The 18,941-nt window shown below is 38.4% G+C and carries 25 protein-coding genes, 1 pseudogene and 1 riboswitch; of the genes and pseudogenes, 13 read left to right on the top strand and 13 right to left on the bottom strand.

What is annotated here, in order from left to right:
* Nucleotides 1–2: 2 nt before the first annotated feature.
* Nucleotides 3–743: an ATPase gene (locus K1720_RS05485; protein WP_251947302.1), complete on the bottom strand. Its 741-nt coding sequence runs from the start codon at nt 741–743 to the stop codon at nt 3–5.
* 91 nt (nt 744–834) lie between these two features.
* Here K1720_RS05485 and K1720_RS05490 point away from each other — a divergent pair, with 91 nt between their 5' ends.
* Complete coding sequence (locus K1720_RS05490) at nt 835–1,590, top strand: molybdopterin-binding protein (protein ID WP_251947304.1); 756 nt, start codon at nt 835–837, stop codon at nt 1,588–1,590.
* Here K1720_RS05490 and pyk read toward each other — a convergent pair.
* The 7 genes from pyk to K1720_RS05525 all read right to left on the bottom strand — a co-directional run bounded on the left by pyk (nt 1,587) and on the right by K1720_RS05525 (nt 6,095).
* The gene (pyk, locus tag K1720_RS05495) at nt 1,587–3,014 is read right to left on the bottom strand and encodes a pyruvate kinase (protein WP_251947307.1); all 1,428 of its coding nucleotides are present in this window, start codon (nt 3,012–3,014) and stop codon (nt 1,587–1,589) included. The two genes, K1720_RS05490 and pyk, sit on opposite strands and share 4 nt — an antisense overlap.
* A gap of 138 nt (nt 3,015–3,152) precedes the next feature.
* Nucleotides 3,153–3,350, bottom strand: a complete 198-nt coding sequence (locus K1720_RS05500) for a hypothetical protein (RefSeq protein ID WP_251947310.1) — start codon at nt 3,348–3,350, stop codon at nt 3,153–3,155.
* Nucleotide 3,351: 1 nt separating this feature from the next.
* Nucleotides 3,352–3,648, bottom strand: coding sequence for an ArsR/SmtB family transcription factor (locus tag K1720_RS05505; RefSeq protein ID WP_251947313.1), 297 nt, complete (start codon nt 3,646–3,648; stop codon nt 3,352–3,354).
* A 319-nt stretch (nt 3,649–3,967) separates the two neighbouring features.
* Entirely contained in the window at nt 3,968–4,573 is a 606-nt protein-coding gene (locus K1720_RS05510; protein WP_251947315.1) for a DUF2202 domain-containing protein, read from the bottom strand.
* A 68-nt stretch (nt 4,574–4,641) separates the two neighbouring features.
* Nucleotides 4,642–5,313 (bottom strand): DUF4405 domain-containing protein, encoded by a 672-nt coding sequence (locus tag K1720_RS05515; protein WP_251947318.1) that lies wholly within the window; start codon nt 5,311–5,313, stop codon nt 4,642–4,644.
* Between the two features lie 5 nt (nt 5,314–5,318).
* Nucleotides 5,319–5,474: a hypothetical protein gene (locus K1720_RS05520; RefSeq protein WP_251947321.1), complete on the bottom strand. Its 156-nt coding sequence runs from the start codon at nt 5,472–5,474 to the stop codon at nt 5,319–5,321.
* Between the two features lie 141 nt (nt 5,475–5,615).
* Nucleotides 5,616–6,095 carry a hypothetical protein gene (locus tag K1720_RS05525; RefSeq protein ID WP_251947323.1) on the bottom strand — a complete coding sequence of 160 codons (480 nt, stop codon included), beginning with the start codon at nt 6,093–6,095 and terminating at the stop codon, nt 5,616–5,618.
* A 101-nt stretch (nt 6,096–6,196) separates the two neighbouring features.
* On the opposite strand from K1720_RS05525, the gene K1720_RS05530 reads away from it, so the two are divergent.
* On the top strand, nt 6,197–6,397 hold the full coding sequence (locus K1720_RS05530) for a TIGR04140 family protein (RefSeq protein WP_251947325.1): 201 nt from the start codon (nt 6,197–6,199) through the stop codon (nt 6,395–6,397).
* Here the strand turns inward: K1720_RS05530 and K1720_RS05535 are convergent.
* Both K1720_RS05535 and K1720_RS05540 read right to left on the bottom strand, forming a co-directional pair.
* A complete protein-coding gene (locus K1720_RS05535) occupies nt 6,394–6,561 on the bottom strand; it encodes a hypothetical protein (protein WP_251947328.1) in 168 nt (55 codons plus the stop codon). The genes K1720_RS05530 and K1720_RS05535 overlap by 4 nt on opposite strands.
* Nucleotide 6,562: 1 nt before the next feature.
* Nucleotides 6,563–7,609 (bottom strand): radical SAM protein, encoded by a 1,047-nt coding sequence (locus K1720_RS05540; protein WP_251947331.1) that lies wholly within the window; start codon nt 7,607–7,609, stop codon nt 6,563–6,565.
* A gap of 252 nt (nt 7,610–7,861) precedes the next feature.
* Between K1720_RS05540 and for the strand changes: the two genes are divergently transcribed.
* Nucleotides 7,862–9,727: a tungsten-containing formaldehyde ferredoxin oxidoreductase gene (gene for, locus K1720_RS05545; protein WP_251947333.1), complete on the top strand. Its 1,866-nt coding sequence runs from the start codon at nt 7,862–7,864 to the stop codon at nt 9,725–9,727.
* Between the two features lie 64 nt (nt 9,728–9,791).
* Nucleotides 9,792–10,022, top strand: a complete 231-nt coding sequence (locus K1720_RS05550) for a MoaD/ThiS family protein (protein ID WP_251947336.1) — start codon at nt 9,792–9,794, stop codon at nt 10,020–10,022.
* Between the two features lie 27 nt (nt 10,023–10,049).
* Here K1720_RS05550 and K1720_RS05555 read toward each other — a convergent pair whose 3' ends face one another.
* Together K1720_RS05555 and K1720_RS05560 are read right to left on the bottom strand one after the other, a co-directional pair.
* Entirely contained in the window at nt 10,050–10,700 is a 651-nt protein-coding gene (locus K1720_RS05555) for a glycosyltransferase family 2 protein (protein WP_251947338.1), read from the bottom strand.
* Nucleotides 10,678–11,331 (bottom strand): zinc metalloprotease, encoded by a 654-nt coding sequence (locus K1720_RS05560; RefSeq protein WP_251947341.1) that lies wholly within the window; start codon nt 11,329–11,331, stop codon nt 10,678–10,680. Before K1720_RS05560 ends, K1720_RS05555 begins: the two co-directional genes overlap by 23 nt.
* Before the next feature lie 70 nt (nt 11,332–11,401).
* Nucleotides 11,402–11,478: riboswitch (Fluoride riboswitch) on the top strand.
* A gap of 23 nt (nt 11,479–11,501) precedes the next feature.
* On the opposite strand from K1720_RS05560, the gene K1720_RS05565 reads away from it, so the two are divergent.
* From K1720_RS05565 to K1720_RS05600, 8 genes and pseudogenes are all read left to right on the top strand, one after another.
* Nucleotides 11,502–12,353 carry a prenyltransferase/squalene oxidase repeat-containing protein gene (locus tag K1720_RS05565; protein WP_251947343.1) on the top strand — a complete coding sequence of 284 codons (852 nt, stop codon included), beginning with the start codon at nt 11,502–11,504 and terminating at the stop codon, nt 12,351–12,353.
* Nucleotides 12,354–12,364: 11 nt separating this feature from the next.
* Complete coding sequence (gene crcB / locus K1720_RS05570; RefSeq protein ID WP_251947346.1) at nt 12,365–12,736, top strand: fluoride efflux transporter CrcB; 372 nt, start codon at nt 12,365–12,367, stop codon at nt 12,734–12,736.
* 4 nt (nt 12,737–12,740) lie between these two features.
* Entirely contained in the window at nt 12,741–13,121 is a 381-nt protein-coding gene (locus K1720_RS05575; protein ID WP_251947348.1) for a DUF190 domain-containing protein, read from the top strand.
* A 103-nt stretch (nt 13,122–13,224) separates the two neighbouring features.
* Entirely contained in the window at nt 13,225–13,803 is a 579-nt protein-coding gene (locus K1720_RS05580) for a DUF835 domain-containing protein (protein ID WP_251947351.1), read from the top strand.
* A gap of 50 nt (nt 13,804–13,853) precedes the next feature.
* Nucleotides 13,854–15,068: a bifunctional phosphopantothenoylcysteine decarboxylase/phosphopantothenate--cysteine ligase CoaBC gene (gene coaBC, locus K1720_RS05585; protein ID WP_251950571.1), complete on the top strand. Its 1,215-nt coding sequence runs from the start codon at nt 13,854–13,856 to the stop codon at nt 15,066–15,068.
* A 143-nt stretch (nt 15,069–15,211) separates the two neighbouring features.
* Entirely contained in the window at nt 15,212–15,967 is a 756-nt protein-coding gene (locus tag K1720_RS05590; RefSeq protein ID WP_251947354.1) for a hypothetical protein, read from the top strand.
* 147 nt (nt 15,968–16,114) lie between these two features.
* On the top strand, nt 16,115–16,864 hold the full coding sequence (locus tag K1720_RS05595) for a mechanosensitive ion channel family protein (RefSeq protein ID WP_423837325.1): 750 nt from the start codon (nt 16,115–16,117) through the stop codon (nt 16,862–16,864).
* Between the two features lie 153 nt (nt 16,865–17,017).
* Nucleotides 17,018–17,298: pseudogene (locus K1720_RS05600) on the top strand (aspartate/glutamate racemase family protein); the annotation flags it as partial.
* 2 nt (nt 17,299–17,300) lie between these two features.
* Here the strand turns inward: K1720_RS05600 and K1720_RS05605 are convergent.
* Nucleotides 17,301–18,128, bottom strand: a complete 828-nt coding sequence (locus K1720_RS05605) for a translation initiation factor eIF-2B alpha/beta/delta subunit family protein (protein ID WP_251947356.1) — start codon at nt 18,126–18,128, stop codon at nt 17,301–17,303.
* Between the two features lie 122 nt (nt 18,129–18,250).
* Here K1720_RS05605 and K1720_RS05610 point away from each other — a divergent pair, with 122 nt between their 5' ends.
* Nucleotides 18,251–18,931 carry a TBP-interacting protein gene (locus tag K1720_RS05610; RefSeq protein ID WP_251950574.1) on the top strand — a complete coding sequence of 227 codons (681 nt, stop codon included), beginning with the start codon at nt 18,251–18,253 and terminating at the stop codon, nt 18,929–18,931.
* The last annotated feature ends 10 nt before the right edge of the window (nt 18,932–18,941 follow it).

Here is an 18,941-nt window from a genome sequence, read left to right on the forward strand (position 1 = left end):
TTTTAATTCTTTAGTATATCTCTAATAAGTGTGTTGGCTATCTCTTTATCTATTGCTCCGGCTCTAAGTTCCCTCAATACCCTCTGGATACCAAAGCGTTTTAATATTGGTGCATTTTTGATGGCCCCTTTCCAAAGTGAACATCCAAATCCAAGTGCATATTTTCTGCTAAGTATTTTTATTGCTTCTCGTTTATCGATTGCGAGAAAGGCTGGGAGATTTAGCTTTATCAAATCTCCATCTTTGTATATGGATATGCTACCAAAGCTTAAAAGATCTCCCGAAGCCACTATTTTTATCCTGTTTTTTCTGGCATAATTTTTGACTGCATCCATTATCATGGAGTGACACTTTCCACAGATCGGAGCTCTCTTTTGAATTTGATCATTTATAATTTCCATATAGTTGGGGATCTCAACAAAGACAGCTCCATAGCTTTGGGCTCTAAAAAGAACTACATCTCTCATTTGAGGGAGCTTTACCATTACTGGAATCACTTCGAATCCTGCCCATCTAAGGATCAAAAGAGAGGCCGTGCTATCACTACCCATTGAAAAAGCTAGAGCAATCTTTTCGTCAATTTTACTTCTCTCAAATTCTTCCCCATAAAGTCGATAACGAAGGAGATCTCCTAGTCTTTGGTATGCCTCTTCACTAATATCTCCCTTAACCTGTTCGAGTGCTTCTAGGCTTTGTTGCAAGCGGTAGGATTTTACGAAATCGTCTTTTATTCTCTCTATCATCGGAGATTGATTTGGTATACTATTTTAAAGGATTTCTATGAGTGAGAAAGATTAAAATTTTCGAGAGAGTAAACTAAAAAGGTGAGCAAAAATGTTCGCGGAGATAATTACAGTGGGTGACGAGCTTCTAACTGGGAACACTGTAGACAGCAATTCTGCTTTCATTGCTCAGAAGCTCACAGAAAGGGGATTTTGGGTTAGGAGGATAACCACTGTGGGTGATGATATTGAGGAAATAAAGAGTGCTGTTAAAGAAGCCCTTTCAAGAGAACCGGAGGTTCTCATTATAGCTGGAGGACTGGGCCCAACTCATGATGATGTTACAATGGCGGCCGTGGCCCAAGCCTTAAATGTGGGACTTGAGCTTAGGGAAGAGGTGATAGAGAAAATCAGGGTTTTTTACCGTGGGCTTTATGAAGAAGGTGTTGTAGATGATCCAAATTTAAATGAAGCCAGAATAAAAATGGCTTACTTACCAAAAGGGGCAGAAGTGTTAGATAATTCTGTAGGCGCGGCCCCTGGGGCCTACTTTAAATATAACTCTACTGAAGTCTTTGTTCTTCCTGGGATGCCAAGGGAAATGAGAACTATGCTTGAGAACGAAGTTCTTCCAAGACTTGGAAAAAGAAAGTTTATTCAAGAAAAGCTTCTCGCAGAGATAACAGATGAATCAAAACTCGCACCACTTTTAAATGAAGTTTTAGGAAGATTTAATGTGAAAATCCACTCCTCTCCAAAAGGCTTTGGAAAGTATATTGGAATAATAATCTTTGGTGAATCCGAGGAGGAAATTAAAAGGGCGAAAAAATTTATGGAAAAGAGAGGATTAAGATTTGAGAATGTCTAAGGTATTTGGAATATTTTCATTGCATTTGTTCCAACGGTCTTTCCTATGGGTTTTCCTTCCGTTAGGAGGACAATATCATCACTATCTACTAATCCGAGGCTCTTTATTAGTGATATCATGTCATTTTCATTGAATTCTTCTTCCATGCAGAATGGATACACACCATAAGAGAACATCAATGTATTACATACCCATGGGTCAGTGGAAAATGCCAGGATCCATTGTTTTGGCTTAAATCTTGAGATAAGTCTTGCAGTTAAACCAGTCTTTGTAGGGGTTAATATGTACTTTGTCTCTACTGTACACAGTGCATCTATGATACTTCTAGTTATTGCTTCTTTTATTGTACTTTTCTTTGGTAAAGCCTCTATCCAAGACCGTATTCTTGAATAGCCCAATGATTCTCTGTATTCCTCTGTAACTTTGGCAATTTTGCCCATCATTTCAACGGCTTCCACTGGATATTTTCCAACAGCAGTTTCTTCTGATAACATTACACCATCCGTTCCGTCAAGTATTGCATTGGCTACGTCGGTGACTTCGGCTCTTGTTGGTAATCTGTCTTGGGTCATTGAAACGAGCATTTGGGTTGCGGTTATTACTGGTTTTGCGGCCATATTTGCTTTCTTAATTAGTTGTTTTTGAAGAATTGGCAAACTTTCAATAGGCATCTCCACCCCAAGATCTCCTCGTGCAACCATTATACCGTCGGAGGCATTAAGGATCTCATCAAAGTTTCTTACAGCATCAGGCCGTTCTATTTTGGAGATAACAAACATCTTGGATTTTTTCTTTTCTATAAACCGTTTAACTTTGAGGACATCATAAACGGAACCCACAAAGGATATCCCTATAGCATCGATCCCATGTTCAATCCCAAATTCTATGATTTCGAGGTCTCTTTTGGTTATTGCTTCTATTGGAAGGTTGGCTTTTGGGATATTTATACCTTTATGAGAGAATAGGACTCCACCATTGATTACAAGGCATTCTACATCATTTTCTCGGACGTTTTCAACTTTTAATGCAATATACCCATCACTCAAGTAAATGATATCTCCTATTGAAACTAGCTTTGGGAAGTCTTTAAATTCGACAGGAATAGTATTTTCATCGCCTTCGATCTCTCTTGTTGTGAGGATTACCCTTTCTCCTTTTTTTAAGATTACGGAGTTTTCTTTTAGATTTCCGACCCGTATCTTAACTCCGGGGAGGTCTCCCAAGATGGCAACTCTTTTATCAAGCTTTTCAGAAGTTTTTCTAATTAATTCTATCGTTTTTGCGTGTTCTTCTAAACTACCATGGGAAAAGTTCAATCTAGCGACGCTCATTCCTGCTTCTATCATTTTCTTCATGATAGCTTTGTTTCTACATGCAGGACCTATAGTGGCAATTATCTTTGTCTTATGAGAAGGAAACCTCACTTTTCTCACCTTTTGTTTATGTAGAGATCTTAGGTTATATAACCTTGTTCATTTTCATGTGTAATATGTTTATCTTTTGAAAGTCTTGTTTTTTGAAGAGAATACAATGCTATCTTTTTATTTTAAAGTAGAGAGTATCTAAACTTCCTCAAGCTTTTTTCTAATTTCTTCAGTGTTCTTCTGTGTTTCATTAAGGGCGTTCTTTAAGTTGTTGACTTCCATTTTGAGGTCATTTAGAGTTTTGTTCATTTGATAAAATGCAAAGACTATTATTACTATCAACACGAGTCCTAAGATAATTGAAATCCACCCACTTGGCGTTCCAACATATGGCATTTTACTCCCCCTTTAGATTTTTTATAACATTATTATTAATCAAGATCCTAAAATTTTTTGCCTTGTAATATTTTTTAGCTCTTGGATCTCCAGGCTCTAATCGAAGCTCACTTTCAACTAGTTTGGCCTTCTCGAGCTTTTTCAAATGGAGATAAAGTAATTGGCGAGATATGCTAAGTTCTTTGGCAAGCTCATAGACATACCACTCTTTTTCGCAGAGCATCTTAAGTATCTTAATTCTTATAGGTGAACTTAAGGCCTCTCCTATTATTGCCAGTTCATTCACTGTCTCTACCATGATCATCACATAGGAATTTATTACATAAGACAGATTTCAGTTACATAAATAGTTGTGAAAGAGGGATAAAAATCTTTTTGTCTGGGGACCCCATTTTAATATATTTCTGATATTGACTTTTGGAGTGTGTTCGCAACCATCAAAACTAGTGTGTAAGTGTTGGAGGTCATGGAGATACCCATAAGAGCTCTGGAAGCTCAAATTACCTACAAGCCCTATAAAGTGAGGGATATGAGTTAGAGGATATATGGTTAGCATTATTAGATGGTTTCTGGTTGGTAATATTTGGTATAAACTAAAATAGAGAAGTATTTCAACCTTAAGTCCCACTCTCCATGGGGCTGTTTATTATCTTCTCATACTCCTCTTTGCTTAAATATTGAGGTTCGTACGTGACGCCATAGTTCTTGAGGTTTGATACAAATGATCTTAAATGGTTTCTTGATCCCTTCATTAGGTTTTCATATACCCCTATTATGTCCTGCTTATCTGTTTTTGAAATCCATTTTTGTAGATCTACAATGTCAAGTTCCTCAATCATTGCTCCCACTATGAGAGCGTCTTCAACACTCTTGCTTCCTTTCTCAACGAGTTGATTGTAAAGCTCTTGGAGTTCTGGGTTATTGAATTTTCCTACTTCGTCAATAACTGGATCTTCAAGGGCATATTTATCAATTAGACTCTTTACGGCGTCCATATGTGTCTGCTCGCTTTCAGCTATGTTATTAAATATTGGCAAATGCCATTTTTCGTAGAGTGTTAAATAGACATCCCTTGCTAATTTCTCTTCTTCGCGCATCCAAAGTATTCCTTGCTTTTCTTCCTCTGTTAGAGAAGTCGTTGATGTTTTTTGGTCTTGGATACATCCTACACCAACACTCACTAGTAATATTCCAATGACAATAAAGATCACGAACTGCTTCATCGTATCACCTCTAAGAATATATTACTAGACAGGATGATAAATAAATATTATTCCCTCCTAATTTTCCCTCATCCAAAATTACCACGTGTCTTAGCCTTGATTATTGCTTCAGCCAGCATCTCCTTAAACACCTCTCTATCAAGTTCATTCTTAATCTCTATGCTCTCCAATAGCTCATCTGCTTGGGCCTCAACATCGTAGTCCTCCTTAAGAACCCGTATGAGCTCATCTGCAGGGACATCGTAGAGCTGAGCAATCTGCTCTAAAGTGTAGCTCTTCAACATGGGTCCGGTAATTTCAATAGTGGTGTTGTCGTAGCTCACCGTGGTGCTGGTGTCCTCATAACTAATCTCGGAGGTGTCATCTTCTCCTTCTATTGAGTTCCATGTGTAAGCAGTAGCTCCTCCAATGAGCACCATCACAACGAGGATTAGCCCTAATGTGGCTTTCACATTTATTGACTTGGTCTTCCTATCCCTGACCATGGCTTTAACTTGATTCACAAGGGGAGCTAAGTTCACGAGTATGTGAATCCCTACTAAAGGAACCATTGCAATTCCAAAGTATATGTGCAAAGCGTCCCATAATGCTCTGCTGATTCCTAAGAACGTCCATCCTGTCACTTCTGCAATCCTACCGCTTGGAGCGAAGTATAATGCAATTCCAGAGAGTGCTGCTACAATAAAGTCAATCGTCAGCAAAACATCGATTGTGGGTCTGATCCACCTTGGCACTTTCATGAGCATCACCCACAATCAGCTTTCGAGCATTCTACTTCCTCTTTTTCATAATAATCCCTAAAATATGCTCCAACGATAAAAAACATAACCACAAATAACAATATCACTAAAGTAAATCCTCCTATGAGCGCGAACTCTGGTCTTGCAAATCCTTCCATCATTCCTTATCCCTCCATTCTACAGGAACTGCTGAAGCGACATTTTTCCCGCTATCCTTATTGTCTATAATTAACAAAAGCAACATTCTAATTCTATTCCAAATTTTCACTTTCATCACCTTAAAAAAGAAAAAAGTGAAAGGTTCAGGCCATCCTGAAAAAGCCCACTATTTGATCACCGTAGCTTAGGAATACTTTAATGCCGTTAACTGTCTCGTAGGCCTTATAGATGCTGAGGTCGTTTAGGTCATAGTCACCGACTATTTTGCCCACGTAGTTGCCATCGTAGACGAGTTTTTGAATTGTAATTCCCCTTGGGTTTGTAAACTCTTCAACGCTGAGCTGGCTCAAGTACTCTTGCACTTCACCGCTGTCAACGTCAACTTCTTCCAAGTACTGACCGTTTACTCCAAGTCCCATGTATTGGCCCCTCTCTTCAACGCTCCTTCCGTGGCCATGACCTTGCATAGCCATAGCTTGAGCTCCAGCTTGCATCTCCTCCTGGGCATAAAGCATTGCATCAGGGTTTGGCCCTGGTTCTCCTTGATACGCTGCCACTGCTCCAAACACTAGGCCAAAGAGGCCCAACATTAACAACCCAATTCCCAATATTTTCTTTCTCATGTACTTTCACCTCTCCATATGTAAGTTCAATATTACATATGCATATCATGTTTATAAACTTTTTGGTAATGATTATAAGATCTCTGGGTGAAGGTATTCACATGAAACGAGAACTTGTCACCGCGGTACCTCCAGAAGAAATACAGGAGATTCTAGAAAAATCAAAAGCGAACTTATATCTATGTATTAAAGAAGGTGAGCCTTTCTATGGGGCTCCTCGTTGGAAAGTAGTTTTGAAAGGAAGCAAAGAAGAAATAGAAAAATTTATGGAGGTTTTCATGAAAGCTAGGGCTGGTGGTTAGTAGAGCTCTCCTATATTCTCATGTTCTTTAAGCTCTTCTTCCTTTTTCTTGAGATAGTTAGAGTACCATCTTGTGTACACTTGGATGAGTACATAAACTATTATTCCTACCATTAAGGAGGTTGCTAAGTCCTTATCAGTGATTTCTCTATTTGGGACGGGCATCTTATCCCACTAACGCGTTTCTTAGCCCAAATTCTCCTGCAAGTTCGGCTGCTCGTGTCATCTCTTCATTTGTGAGTCTTCTATTGATCTCAGGATATTTGTGTGCTTTATATTCTGGTCTATATTGGAACATTACATTGACTCTAATATCCTTGCCTAAGTTTTCACTTATCCACTTTAAAATTGGCTGTGTACAGCACTCTAGATGACCAGGAATTACAAGGTGTCTTATAAGAAATTCTGCCTTGTAATGTTTCTTTGCCAAGAGAAAGTTTCTTGTAATAGTCTCCCAGTAGTTAGGGGCTTTTGAATACTTAAGGGCATCTTGGTTATTTCCCCATTTGAAATCGGCCAAATAAACATCAACAATACCGTCTAAAAGGGCCATGCTTTCTTTGCTCATATACATGTTGGAGTTCCATATCACCGGAATTGGGACTTCAACATATTTTAGGCTCTCTAATATAAAAGGAAGATTTGGCGTTGGCTCACCACCAACAAAATTAACGTTTTTAGCCCCTCTTGCATAGGCAACTCCTATTTTTGTTCCCATATCTTTTGGAGAATACCTTACGCCCACTCGATACTGGCTTATATCCCAATTTTGGCAAAAAACACATCTAAAGTTGCATCCAGAGAAGAAAATTGTGTATGATGGAATAAGTTCTGGTTCTTCACCAATATGCAGAAAATCGCTTGCAATGAGACTCTCTTTGACGCGGCAGTATCCTGCCTCATCAAAACGATTAACATGACATTTAATCTCACAAAGTTCGCACTTTTCTAGGATCTTATGGGCAATGAGGGCCTTGAGATCAAGGAGACTTTTCTCTGGATTTTCTTTTAAGTCATTTTCTCTCAGCTTTTCCAGGCCTTCTCCATGTATTTTCCAGAGCTCTTTGAGCTCCTCTTCCTCATCGAAATATACTTCTACTTGTTTCACGTAAAAGAAATTTGGTTTTTCTTTTCCACTAAAAACTGAAAAATAATGGGGTAACGCTTTCTTTGCTCTTTCAATCTCCCTAATCTCAACTCTCCTAAACCACATAACTCATCAGTTAGAAATTTTAATTGAGCCTTTAAATTCTTTTCAGGTTTTGCATATACAAAGCAATTTAGCAAACTCTTTGCTTTAGTTGCATTTCATCGTAAAATTTTCGAAAATCGTTGCTAAACAAAAGAGCTTATTTGTCGAGTTTGCGTTAAATAAACACGTTTTCATAGTGTATTCGGAGTAAAATATTTTGTGAACCCAAAATTTTATTAAAATTCACGCATTAATGAACTTTGGTGATCTTTTATGAAAGGATGGTGGGGAAGAATATTAAGAGTTGATCTAACGAACAATAAGGTATGGGTGCAAGAATATTCTGAAGATGTTGCGAAAAACTTTATCGGTGGTAGAGGATTAGCAGCTTGGATTCTTTGGAACGAAGCTAAGAATGTAGATCCATTAGGTCCCGATAATAAGTTGATTTTTGCAAGTGGTCCATTCAACGGACTCCCGACCCCGAGTGGAGGAAAGATGGTCATTGCTGCTAAAAGTCCCATAACAGGTGGTTATGGTGATGGTAACCTTGGAACAATGGCAACTGTCCACTTAAGAAAGGCTGGTTATGATGCACTTGTTGTTGAAGGTAAGGCCAAAAAGCCGGTTTATATTTATATTGAGAATGATAACGTTAGCATTCTTAGTGCAGAGGGATTATGGGGCAAGACTACTTTTGAAACAGAAAAAGAACTTAAAGAAATCCACGGGAAGAATGTGGGAGTACTAAGCATTGGCCCTGGTGGGGAGAATCTCGTTAAATATGCAGTTGTTATCTCTCAAGAGGGAAGAGCAGCTGGAAGACCTGGTATGGGTGCAGTTATGGGAAGTAAGAACTTAAAAGCAGTGGTGATAAAAGGAACCAAAGAGATCCCAGTTGCTGATAAAGAGAAGCTTAGAGAGCTCTCTCAAGAAGCATATAATAAAATCCTTAATTCACCTGGTTATCCATTCTGGCACAGACAAGGAACAATGGCCGCACTTGAATGGACCAATGAAAACTCAGCCCTTCCAACAAGGAACTTTAGTGATGGTAGTTTTGAGTTTGCTCGTTCTATTGATGGTTTTACAATGGAAGGCATGAAAGTTAAGCAAAGAGGATGTCCTTACTGTAACATGCCATGTGGAAACGTTGTTCTCGATGCAGAGGGTCAGGAAAGTGAACTTGACTATGAGAACGTTGCTTTACTTGGCTCAAACCTAGGTCTCGGAAAACTCAACGAGGTTTCAGTTCTAAATAGAATTGCTGATGAGATGGGCCTTGATACAATATCCTTGGGTGTGGCAATCTCATATGTAATGGAGGCTAAAGAAAAGGGCCTCATAAAAGATGACGCTGCCCCAGAGTTTGGTGACTTCAAAAAGGCCAAACAACTAGCTTTGGATATTGCTTACAGAAGAACAGAACTTGGAAACTTCGCTGCTGAAGGTGTTAAGGCAATGGCCGAGAAACTTGGGGCTAAGGACTTTGCAATGCACGTAAAAGGATTGGAAGTAAGTGGTTACAACTGTTTCATCTACCCAGCAATGGCTTTAGCTTATGGAACAAGTGCTATTGGGGCCCACCACAAGGAAGCTTGGGTTATTGCTTGGGAGATTGGTACAGCGCCAATTGAGGGTGAAAAGGCTCAGAAAGTTGAGTACAAGATTACTTATGATCCAGAAAAGGCTGCTAAAGTTATTGAGCTACAGAGACTTAGAGGTGGTCTCTTCGAGATGCTCACAGCGTGCAGACTTCCATGGGTTGAGGTTGGGCTCAGCTTAGACTACTATCCAAAGCTTCTTGAGGCCATTACTGGAGTTAAATACACATGGGACGACCTTTACAAAGCAGCTGATAGAGTTTACGCTCTTATCAGGGCTTACTGGGTTAGAGAATACGATGGCAACTGGAACAGGGAGATGGACTATCCACCAGAAAGATGGTTTAAAGAAGGACTTAAAACTGGGCCACACAAAGGAGAACATCTTGAAAAAGACAAATACGATGCCTTACTTAGCGAGTACTACAAGCTCAGGGGCTGGGATGAAAGAGGTATTCCAAAGAAGGAGACACTCAAAGAGTTTGAGCTTGATTTTGTTATTCCAGAACTTGAAAAAGTTACACAGCTCGAGTGAAGCTTTTTCTTTTCTTTCAATTAAATTTTTAACACCCTGAGATTAAGTTTCTATGGTGGTGATCATGGTTAGAATTAGACTTATGGGGGCTTTTGCTCATCTTGCAAAGGCAAGAGAACTTGAAGTTAAGCTTGAAGGTCAAAAAACCGTCGATGAAATTCTCAGGGAAGTTATTCCTAGGTATGACGAATTTCATGATAAAATAGTATTCATTAACGGTAAACCAGCAAAAGGGACAGCGCTAGTGGAGGAAGGGGATGAAATAAAGGTTATGCCTGTTTTAAGTGGGGGTTAGTTAAAATTTTCAGAATTTTTGATAAATTCAATATTTGAAAAGGACTTTTAGGAATCTTATAATGTCTTCAAATCGGAAGTGGCCCGTCTCAATCCCATAGATTCGCTCTACTGGGGTCTCTTTAACCCTCGCTCCTTTTTTCACGGCTTTTATTAGGAGTTCTGTCTCTACTTCATATCGTTTGCTCTCGATGTCTGGTAAAAACTCTCTTTTAATGGCTCTGAAGCCGCTTTGAGTATCTTTTACTTCAATTCCCAGTTTGAGCTTTATCAAGAAAGTGCTCAAGAAATTACTGAGCTTTCTAATTAGTGGCCTTTTCCCCTGAGTTTTTATCAGTCTGGAGCCAATTACAAAGTCTGCTTCATCATTTATTATTGGTATAATGAGCTTTTCTATCTCTTTAGGGTTGTGCTGTCCATCTGCATCCATAAAAACTATTATATCTCCACTTGCTTCGTTAATTCCTGCTTTCATAGCCGCTCCTTTTCCTTGATTTTGTTTTAGTCTGATCACTTTTGCTCCCCAGTTTTTTGCAACTTCAGAAGTGTTGTCCTTACTTCCATCATCCACCACTATGATCTCATCAACAAAATCTGGAATTTTGGAAAGAACACTGCCAATCCTCTTTGCTTCATTGTAGGCGGGGATGATGAGACTAATCGTTTTTTCCCTCAACATTCTCTTTCAGCTCCAAGAAGCACTCTTTACAGAAATCTTCTTTTCTTAGATCCCACTCTGCAATAAGTTTTGGTGGATTCATGACACAATCATTCTGACAATGGTCTAAACCAAAAGCATGCCCAATTTCATGTAAAATGCCTTTGAATAGTCTTTTTTCGAAAATTTCTTCGTTTTTGTCTTCAAAAGGTTTTATAGAGATGACCATTACTCTAAGATCATGAAAGTTTTGTTGAATTCCCAAAAACTTTTCGTAAAAATCAAGGTAGGGATTTCTTGAAACTAGGGGGAAGTTTACTATGCCAAAAATCTTGTTCATCCTCGAGGTATTTTTGCTTTTATCTTCTTTCCTCTCTTCTCTTATTCTCCTTTTTTGCATAAGCTCTTCTTGTTTGTGAATAAGACTTGCATGTAAAAGTTCGGTGATCCCCTCGAGGGGGTATCCTTTAACACTTCCCTCTTTCGTTTGAATATTAACTAAGTAACCAGGTCCTAATTCAAGCTCTCCTAAATAAACTAGCCTTATAGGGAGGTACTTTGATTTGAAATATGCATTAACCTTCCTGTAAACTCTAGCAATGAGCCTTTCATTGAACGTATTGCCCACGTGAACAAATCCTATGAGCTCCATGTTAACTCACACTAGCTTTATTGCTATTATTATCTTTCTAAAGGAAAAGCTTATAAAATTACCTAAAGATTTGCCGTTGGGCGATGGCGTCCGCCCAGGGCTTCGGGCCCGAACCGCCCACTAAGGGCTGATGACGCCTGTTCTCCGCTAAAACTTTAGGAGGCGGTAGAATGGGCTCGGAGCTTGGGGGTTATGTAAATATTAAAGCAGTTTTAAGGTATCTTGGAGAGAGAAGACACGAAGATGGTGGGTATTGTTTCATCTCTTTGTTGAATGAGACAAATATAAACGACACCTATTATGCAGTAAAGACTTATACTCCCCTGGGTACGAGAATTCCAGAAAAAGAAAAGACAATAGAATTCCTTTATGCTTCGTTAAAGCCCCAACAAGCCGTTGTGGCAATATCTATGGCGATTGAAGGACTTGCAATTTTGGGAGCAATAGATCTTGCAGAAGAAGGCTTGCAGCTCATCTTTAAAAAATACAATCCCCTTAAAGGCAAATTTGCCATCGGTCTTGGAGGGAGTGAGGAATTTGGAACTGCAACACCTCTTGAGGCCACATATTGGGTACTCAGGGCATTTAATGCGATAGAGTATGAGCCTTCCTCAGAAGAAAAAAAGAGAATACGGCAATTCATTGAGATGTTTAGGAAAGGAAGCGGGTATGGGGTAAAACAAGCAACGACAACTATGACTTATCAAGCAATATTTGCGCTTAATACCTTAGGATACGAGATTCCAACAATAAGGCATTTCCATAGGTGTGAGGTTCGTGGAGGTTTTACAGAAGTTCCCTATTCTCTTCCGCCATATTTGGAACCTACTTTCTATGCAGTGAGGGGATTAAGACTCCTTGGTGAAAAATCACGCTACATAGATGCTCACATACAACTTATACAGGCCCTTCAAAATCCAAATGGAGGTTTTAGGAGAAGTCTTGAGATGGGTATCTCAAACTTTCAGAATACTTATAGGGCTCTTAGAACTCTAAGTGATCTCTTGAACTTTCGAAAGTAGGGGGTTTGAAAATGAATCTCAAAGTACTTCTAGCAGTTGGCATTGGAGGGATGCTGGGGGCTATAGCCCGTTATAGTATTGCTGGTATGCTCCCTGTTTATAAGGATCTACCTGTGGGCACACTTTTGGTAAACAGCGTAGCCAGTTTTTTGCTTGGTTACCTTTATGGTTTGATTTTCCTTGGCTATGAAGTTTCTTCAAATTGGAGGGCTTTCTTTGGAACAGGCTTTTGTGGGGGCTTGAGCACTTTTTCGACTTTCTCCTACGAGACGTTTACTCTCTTGAAGGAACGAGAACACTTTCTTGCTTTCTTAAATATCTCAGCAAACGTTATAATAACGATAGGCTTAGTATTCTTAGGATTTTTCCTTGCAAGGAGGTGAGCTTATGGTTGAAATCGAACACTGGAACACTCTCCGCATGAGAATTTATATCGGAGAGAATGATAGTTGGCATGGTAGACCATTGTACAAAGTCATAGTAGAGAGATTAAGAGAAATGGGGCTTGCTGGGGCCACTGTGTATAGGGGTATATATGGATTCGGAAAAAAGAGTAGAGTGCACTCAAGCGATGTTCTGAGACTTTCTATGGATCTACCAATAATAATTGAAGCAATTGATAGAGGGCATATGATAGAAAAAGCCATAAACGAAATTAAAACGATAATAAAGGATGGTATGATAACTATTGAGCCAGTTATAGTAGTGTGGGTTGGGACAAAAGAAGAGGTAAGTAGGTTTGAAGAAGATGCTGTCAGGGAGAAATAGGTTTGCAAACTGTACCAAAATTTATTACTAGTTTAATTTATTAAAAAGTTATCAACAACAATTTTATAAATGATTGGCAGTATTTATATGTTGGATGGGAAATATGGAAGTTGTTCCTCATGTACTTTTACCTATGTTATTTATTAGTTCAGAGGATTTGTTAATGGGGTATTCAGTTTTCTTTTCTCTACCGATAGTTGCACTATTGCGTATTGGAAAGATGTTTAGGTCATTTAAAGAAGACAATAGGATCAAGGTATCATTGGAGCCTGGTGGGTATCTATATCCCTCTTTGAACCTTGATCCTATTTTCACTCTCCTAAAGGATAAAAACATTCTCGTCATTGGAAGAAATGCTCCTCTCTTTGAAAAATATGGAATTCCAGTTCTTTGGATTAGCAAGGTGGAAAAAGAGAATACAATAAGTCCAACAGATCTAGTAAAACTGCATTATTGGGCTATTAATTCAGTAACAGAAGATTCGGTCTTAATACTAGATGGGATTGAGTATTTAATTCTTGAAAATGGATTTGAATCGGTTTTTAAGTTTCTTGTACACTTGAAGGATCATATTCTAATGAAAAAAGCAATTTTCATAGTGGTCGTGGATGAAAGAGCTCTTGAGAGGAGGCATATATTCCTTTTAGAAAGGGAGTTTGAGAGAATTTCACCTGCTTACTAGAAACAGCAACCTTAAATACAACACTCTACAATTCTCTTTTGGTGAGAAAAATGCTCCATCATGTCAAGCTTATATATGCAACAAAGAGTAGAAAACTGGTTGGAAAGAAGATAGTTCTTGCAATCCCTGGAAGTATAGCGGCTGTTGAATGTGTGAAGCTTGCAAGGGAGTTAATAAGACATGGAGCTGAGGTTCATGCTGTCATGAGTCCAAGTGCTCAGAAGATAATTCACCCTTATGCTATGGAATTTGCTACGGGAAATAAAGTTATCACCGAGATTACGGGTTTCATAGAGCATGTTGAGCTCTGCGGAGAGCATGAAAACAAAGCAGATTTAGTTTTGGTTTGTCCAGCAACTGCAAACACAATATCAAAGATTGCATGTGGAATTGATGATACTCCGGTAACAACCGTAGTGACAACTGCTTTTGCTCATACTCCTATCATGATAGCTCCTGCTATGCATTCAACAATGTATGAACACCCAATAATCAAAGAAAACATTGAAAAGTTGAAGAAACTTGGTGTGGAGTTTATAGGGCCCCGTTTTGAGGAAGGAAAAGCAAAAATAGCAAGCATTGAGGAAATTGTATATCATGTTCTCAAAAAGCTTCATAAAAAAGATTTACTTGGGAAAAGGGTTCTTGTCACGGCCGGTGCAACAAGGGAGTACATTGACCCGATAAGGTTTATCACAAATAAGAGTAGTGGCAAGATGGGGGTTGCTATAGCAGAGGAGGCAGAGTTAAGAGGAGCTGAGGTAACTTTAATAAAAACCAAGGGGAGCATACAGAGTTTTGTTGAAAATCAAATAGAGGTTAAAACTGTTGGGGAAATGTTAGAAGCTATAGAAAATGAGCTGATAAGTAAAAAGTATGATGTTGTGGTTTTAGCAGCGGCAGTGAGCGATTTTACACCAAAAGAGAGAGCAGAAAAGAAAATAAAGAGTGGACAGAGCATGATTCTTGAGCTTCTCCCCACTCCAAAGATAATACAGAGGATCAAGGAAATCCAACCAAATGTGTTTTTGGTTGGATTTAAGGCGGAATATGGAGTTAGCGAAGAGGAACTAATTATACGGGCCAGAAAACAGATAGAAAAGGCAAAGAGTAACGTTGTAATAGCTAATAAAGGAGAAATAGCTTTTGAAAGTGAAACCAATGAGGTCTACTGGGTTACTAGTGAAGGACATGAGAAACTGCCTCTCATGAGTAAAAGAGAATTGGCAGAAAGGATTTGGGAAAAAATTAAGGCAATGCTCTAATTAGTTTTCTCTTTTATCATAATCCTACAATCTTCAAGTTTTTTTATCATGGTTGATTGTTTTTGTTAAAGGGAAAAATTTATAATATCAAATGATACTTAAATTTTCGATTGAATTTATGGCCCTCAGAGTGGGGAGGATAAATGCCCCAGGAATTTGAGATCGTGAAAGAGTTATTCAAGGGTCAAGTATTGAGTGGTTCGATTATAACCATAATCTATGATGCATACTCTTCGGCATGGATGTTAGGTTTTGCTATTCTCAAAAAGGAGATTGAAAACGGATTTGGAGTAATTTCTAATTATAATGTTCCACTCCAGGAGCTTTGCAGAGCTGCAAGGCAAGTAGACCTAGATATAGAAGGGGAACTCAAAAGAGATAAGCTTGTTATAATAGATATATTTGGCTCTAAATATGACGTAAAGTACAAGAGAAAGAATATATTTTATATTGACTCGGTTTCTCCAGAGTTGATAAATCCAAAGATCGATATAATCTATGAAAGTTATGTTTTGCCAATGGCAGGTAAAGAGAGAATAATAAGATTAGTTAATACTCTTGATGGTACAGCTTTAATGTTCGGTGAGATGGAAACTCTTAAACTCTTAAACCAGACAATTGCTCAACGTTCAAAACAAATGCCTGATTCTGTATTAATATTGCCAATAAATAAAGACGTTGTCTCTAAGAGGTTCATTGGATGGATAGCAGGGATAAGTGATTATGTAATCGTAGCTTCTACACAGCTTAATGAGAATCTTGAGGAAAAAGTTTATCTTGTAAAATCCCCAGAAGAAGGCTTCACATCAACGGTTTATCATCTGTGGATCACGGAAGAAAAATCACCGGGAAGATTAAAAGCAAAAAAGATTGGAGATGGAAAACCGAAACGGGTTTAGGTTAATTTTCTTAGGTCGTTTGTAAATTTACCAACCTTTTTAAGGGCTAAAAGGGATATTACTATTGTCAATGTTTTGGTGGTGACATTAGTGATTGTCCTAAATGAACCCTTGCCATATGTAAATATAACCCCAATCCAGATAGTAATGGCTCTTGCAATCTTGATCATCGGGTGGATCGTGGCGAAGGTAATAGTTGGAACCTTTAAAAAGAGTCTCAAAAAGACAAAGCTTCCAGAGCTTGTAGTGGAGTTTCTTGGACGATTTTTGAGCGCGCTCTTCTATGTAGTAATCTTTCTCTTAGCTATTAGAGCATTAGGGGTCCATACCGGTTCTGTGGTTTTAGGACTCTCAGCAGTAATAGGTTTAGTCTTGGGTTTTGGTATGCAAGATACACTCACAAATATAGCTGCTGGTATTTGGTTAGCTGCCTTTAGGCCCTTTGATATGGGAGAAGTGGTTACAATTGCAGGATATACTGGAAAAGTTGAAGGTATCGGAATAATGGCAACTGGGCTCCTTACAGCAGATAATGTTGTAATAACACTCCCAAACAAGCTTGTCTGGGGAAGCCCGATAGTCAATTACACAAGGATGCCAATTAGGAGAGTAAATGTTGACGTTGGCGTTGCTTATGAAGCGGATCTCGACAAGGCTATAAAAATCGCAATGAACCTTATGCAAGATCATCCACTCGTTCTAGTAGATCCGGCACCAAACGTAGCAATTACCGGCCTTGCAGATTCATCTATAAACCTTCAGCTTAGGCCGTGGGCAAAAACTGGAGATTACTGGACAGTAAAGGGAGAATTAACCAAGGCCATTTATGAAGCATATAAGAGGGAATGTATTGAGATTCCATTCCCACAGCTGGATGTACATTTAAGGTCAGATTGAAAAATTTCTCAGAAAAATCTTCTTAAACTCCTTTTTTCTGTTTTCTTGGTGATCTTATGAAAGGAATAGGTATAATTGGTAGAACAAACCCTGAATCGACTCTCTATTATTACCTTTTGAAAGCCTCGCTCTTCAAGACGGGGAGGAGGTCAGAAGCAAGCACTTAAGGAAAAAGGATTTCGAGTAATCGTACCCAATGAAGAGGAAATAGAAGAGATTAACAGAATAATTTTTGAGGAACTCATGTTTGAGAACATCAAAAGCAAGCCATGGTTAATTAACCTCTAGAACGATATATACAGGAGCAAGATGTAGATGGAGTTATCCTAGGATGTACAGAGCTTCCATTAGTGATAAAGCAAGGGGATGTAAGAATCGAGGTTCTTGATACCGCCGAGATTCACATGAGGGCTCTAATTAATGCTGCTCTTTAGCCTTAAATTTCCTTTGGTGGAACCAGCACTCCGAGTTCGGTTATTATTCCTCTGATATACTTCCAAGGAGTTGCATCAAAGAGATAGTTTCTTATGATTGTATGGTCTCTTTTGAATTTTCTTTCAACGATTTTTACGTCATCTACTTTTGCTTCTGGATGTATTTTGAAACTTTCAGCAGCAACATAAAAGGGCACACCGTTATCATAACATGATAATGCGAGTAAGTATGTCCCAGCTTTGTTAAATACATAACCATCTCTTGTTATGTTGTCTGCTCCAACTAATGCTAGAGTGGCTTTTTTTGCAAAAAGACCCATCTGTGAATCAGTTATAACTTCAAAAGATATCTTGAGTTCATCGAGTCTTTTTGCTAAAGCTAAACCTTCATAATCAGGCCCACTCTCTGTTAATATGACTTTAAAGGTTTTTCCTTTCTCTTTGGCTCTTTTTAGTATTTCAAGAACAGCTGAAGAGTAGGAATGAGTAATTATGATTTCATTTTGATCTATTATTTCACTTCCAATATTACCGATTTCTAACTTTGCCTCTTTGTTTAATCTTATGAATTCCTCTGCTTTTGCTTTTACAAACTCCGGGTTTTTTGTAAGGGGGATAAATCTCACGAGGTTATAAAGCGATGCCATTGTGGGATTTACGTTAATGACCTCTGTTCCTAACTCTTTTATTCCTTCTAAAAGTGTATCTCCTTCAAATATCTCAGCGAGCTTTATATATGCCTTAGCACCCATCTCTGCAAGATAAGAAGCTCCTTGAATTCGTTCTTCTTCCATTCTTCTTATGATTTCTTCTACTTCTTCAGGGAGCATTGTATCACTCCATCTTTTTCTCTTCTCTAAACTTTAAAAGATTTTTTCGCATTTCCAACCCTTTTTAAATTTTTCCGAGAAGACTTATTAATCCTAAAGTCGAGCTTCTATCGGTGGTGGGGATGAAATATAGTGAGCTAAATGGGAACGTTAAAAGAGTTTATGCAAAAATAAGAATGTTAGACGATTATCATTGGGATATTCATAAGGACAAAATTATAGGATATCATAGGAAAAGCGAATTTCCTATAAGGATAAGAGTAGTAGAGAGTAAAGAAGAAGCAGAAAAACTGAGTGAACAAAAAGATGGACCTGGAATTGATATTGCAGTTCTTCCAGATGCTAATACATTTTATATCAAAAATGGGACGTTTATATTGTCAGAGAGATTCTTAAAAGCTACACTCATGGATATAAATGACCATATAATCTGGGGAGGATTTAGGGTTATTGAGAGAGATGGAAAACTCGTCCAAGAGGACCTTTACGAATATCTTGGAGGACCATTAGTGAGGCATCTCAAGAGCAACATGATGAACGGTCAAGATTATGTTTTCTGGCAGTTTTACAAGTGCGAAAAATGTGGGAAATTCGTAGATATAGAAAGCTTACCAGAGCACATGGCTAAACATGGAATTAATGTTGCCGAAAAAGATAATGAAAAATATGAAGTTTTTGAATTGAACTTTATTGAAGGTGGAGTTTTCAATAAATTTGGGGAAGAGGTTCCACAGAACAAATTTGCTCCAGAAGCTCAGGCGTTCATTAGAGACATGATTGGGGAACAAAAATCTGGAAAATGACAGCTCTTTT

It is taken from the genome of Thermococcus argininiproducens (genome assembly GCF_023746595.1).
Taxonomy (GTDB): Archaea; Methanobacteriota_B; Thermococci; order Thermococcales; family Thermococcaceae; genus Thermococcus_A; species Thermococcus_A argininiproducens.

Bases quoted from the DNA above. Each gene is read 5' to 3' on its own strand.
- K1720_RS05485 (WP_251947302.1), bottom strand. From the start codon at position 743: ATGATAGAGAGAATAAAAGACGATTTCGTAAAATCCTACCGCTTGCAA.
- K1720_RS05490 (WP_251947304.1), top strand. From the start codon at position 835: ATGTTCGCGGAGATAATTACAGTGGGTGACGAGCTTCTAACTGGGAAC.
- K1720_RS05500 (WP_251947310.1), bottom strand. From the start codon at position 3,350: ATGCCATATGTTGGAACGCCAAGTGGGTGGATTTCAATTATCTTAGGA.
- K1720_RS05505 (WP_251947313.1), bottom strand. From the start codon at position 3,648: ATGGTAGAGACAGTGAATGAACTGGCAATAATAGGAGAGGCCTTAAGT.
- K1720_RS05510 (WP_251947315.1), bottom strand. From the start codon at position 4,573: ATGAAGCAGTTCGTGATCTTTATTGTCATTGGAATATTACTAGTGAGT.
- K1720_RS05515 (WP_251947318.1), bottom strand. From the start codon at position 5,313: ATGAAAGTGCCAAGGTGGATCAGACCCACAATCGATGTTTTGCTGACG.
- K1720_RS05520 (WP_251947321.1), bottom strand. From the start codon at position 5,474: ATGATGGAAGGATTTGCAAGACCAGAGTTCGCGCTCATAGGAGGATTT.
- K1720_RS05525 (WP_251947323.1), bottom strand. From the start codon at position 6,095: ATGAGAAAGAAAATATTGGGAATTGGGTTGTTAATGTTGGGCCTCTTT.
- K1720_RS05530 (WP_251947325.1), top strand. From the start codon at position 6,197: ATGAAACGAGAACTTGTCACCGCGGTACCTCCAGAAGAAATACAGGAG.
- K1720_RS05535 (WP_251947328.1), bottom strand. From the start codon at position 6,561: ATGCCCGTCCCAAATAGAGAAATCACTGATAAGGACTTAGCAACCTCC.
- K1720_RS05540 (WP_251947331.1), bottom strand. From the start codon at position 7,609: ATGTGGTTTAGGAGAGTTGAGATTAGGGAGATTGAAAGAGCAAAGAAA.
- for (WP_251947333.1), top strand. From the start codon at position 7,862: ATGAAAGGATGGTGGGGAAGAATATTAAGAGTTGATCTAACGAACAAT.
- K1720_RS05550 (WP_251947336.1), top strand. From the start codon at position 9,792: ATGGTTAGAATTAGACTTATGGGGGCTTTTGCTCATCTTGCAAAGGCA.
- K1720_RS05555 (WP_251947338.1), bottom strand. From the start codon at position 10,700: ATGTTGAGGGAAAAAACGATTAGTCTCATCATCCCCGCCTACAATGAA.
- K1720_RS05560 (WP_251947341.1), bottom strand. From the start codon at position 11,331: ATGGAGCTCATAGGATTTGTTCACGTGGGCAATACGTTCAATGAAAGG.
- K1720_RS05565 (WP_251947343.1), top strand. From the start codon at position 11,502: ATGGGCTCGGAGCTTGGGGGTTATGTAAATATTAAAGCAGTTTTAAGG.
- crcB (WP_251947346.1), top strand. From the start codon at position 12,365: ATGAATCTCAAAGTACTTCTAGCAGTTGGCATTGGAGGGATGCTGGGG.
- K1720_RS05575 (WP_251947348.1), top strand. From the start codon at position 12,741: ATGGTTGAAATCGAACACTGGAACACTCTCCGCATGAGAATTTATATC.
- K1720_RS05580 (WP_251947351.1), top strand. From the start codon at position 13,225: ATGGAAGTTGTTCCTCATGTACTTTTACCTATGTTATTTATTAGTTCA.
- coaBC (WP_251950571.1), top strand. From the start codon at position 13,854: ATGCTCCATCATGTCAAGCTTATATATGCAACAAAGAGTAGAAAACTG.
- K1720_RS05590 (WP_251947354.1), top strand. From the start codon at position 15,212: ATGCCCCAGGAATTTGAGATCGTGAAAGAGTTATTCAAGGGTCAAGTA.
- K1720_RS05595 (WP_423837325.1), top strand. From the start codon at position 16,115: ATGGCTCTTGCAATCTTGATCATCGGGTGGATCGTGGCGAAGGTAATA.
- K1720_RS05605 (WP_251947356.1), bottom strand. From the start codon at position 18,128: ATGCTCCCTGAAGAAGTAGAAGAAATCATAAGAAGAATGGAAGAAGAA.
- K1720_RS05610 (WP_251950574.1), top strand. From the start codon at position 18,251: ATGAAATATAGTGAGCTAAATGGGAACGTTAAAAGAGTTTATGCAAAA.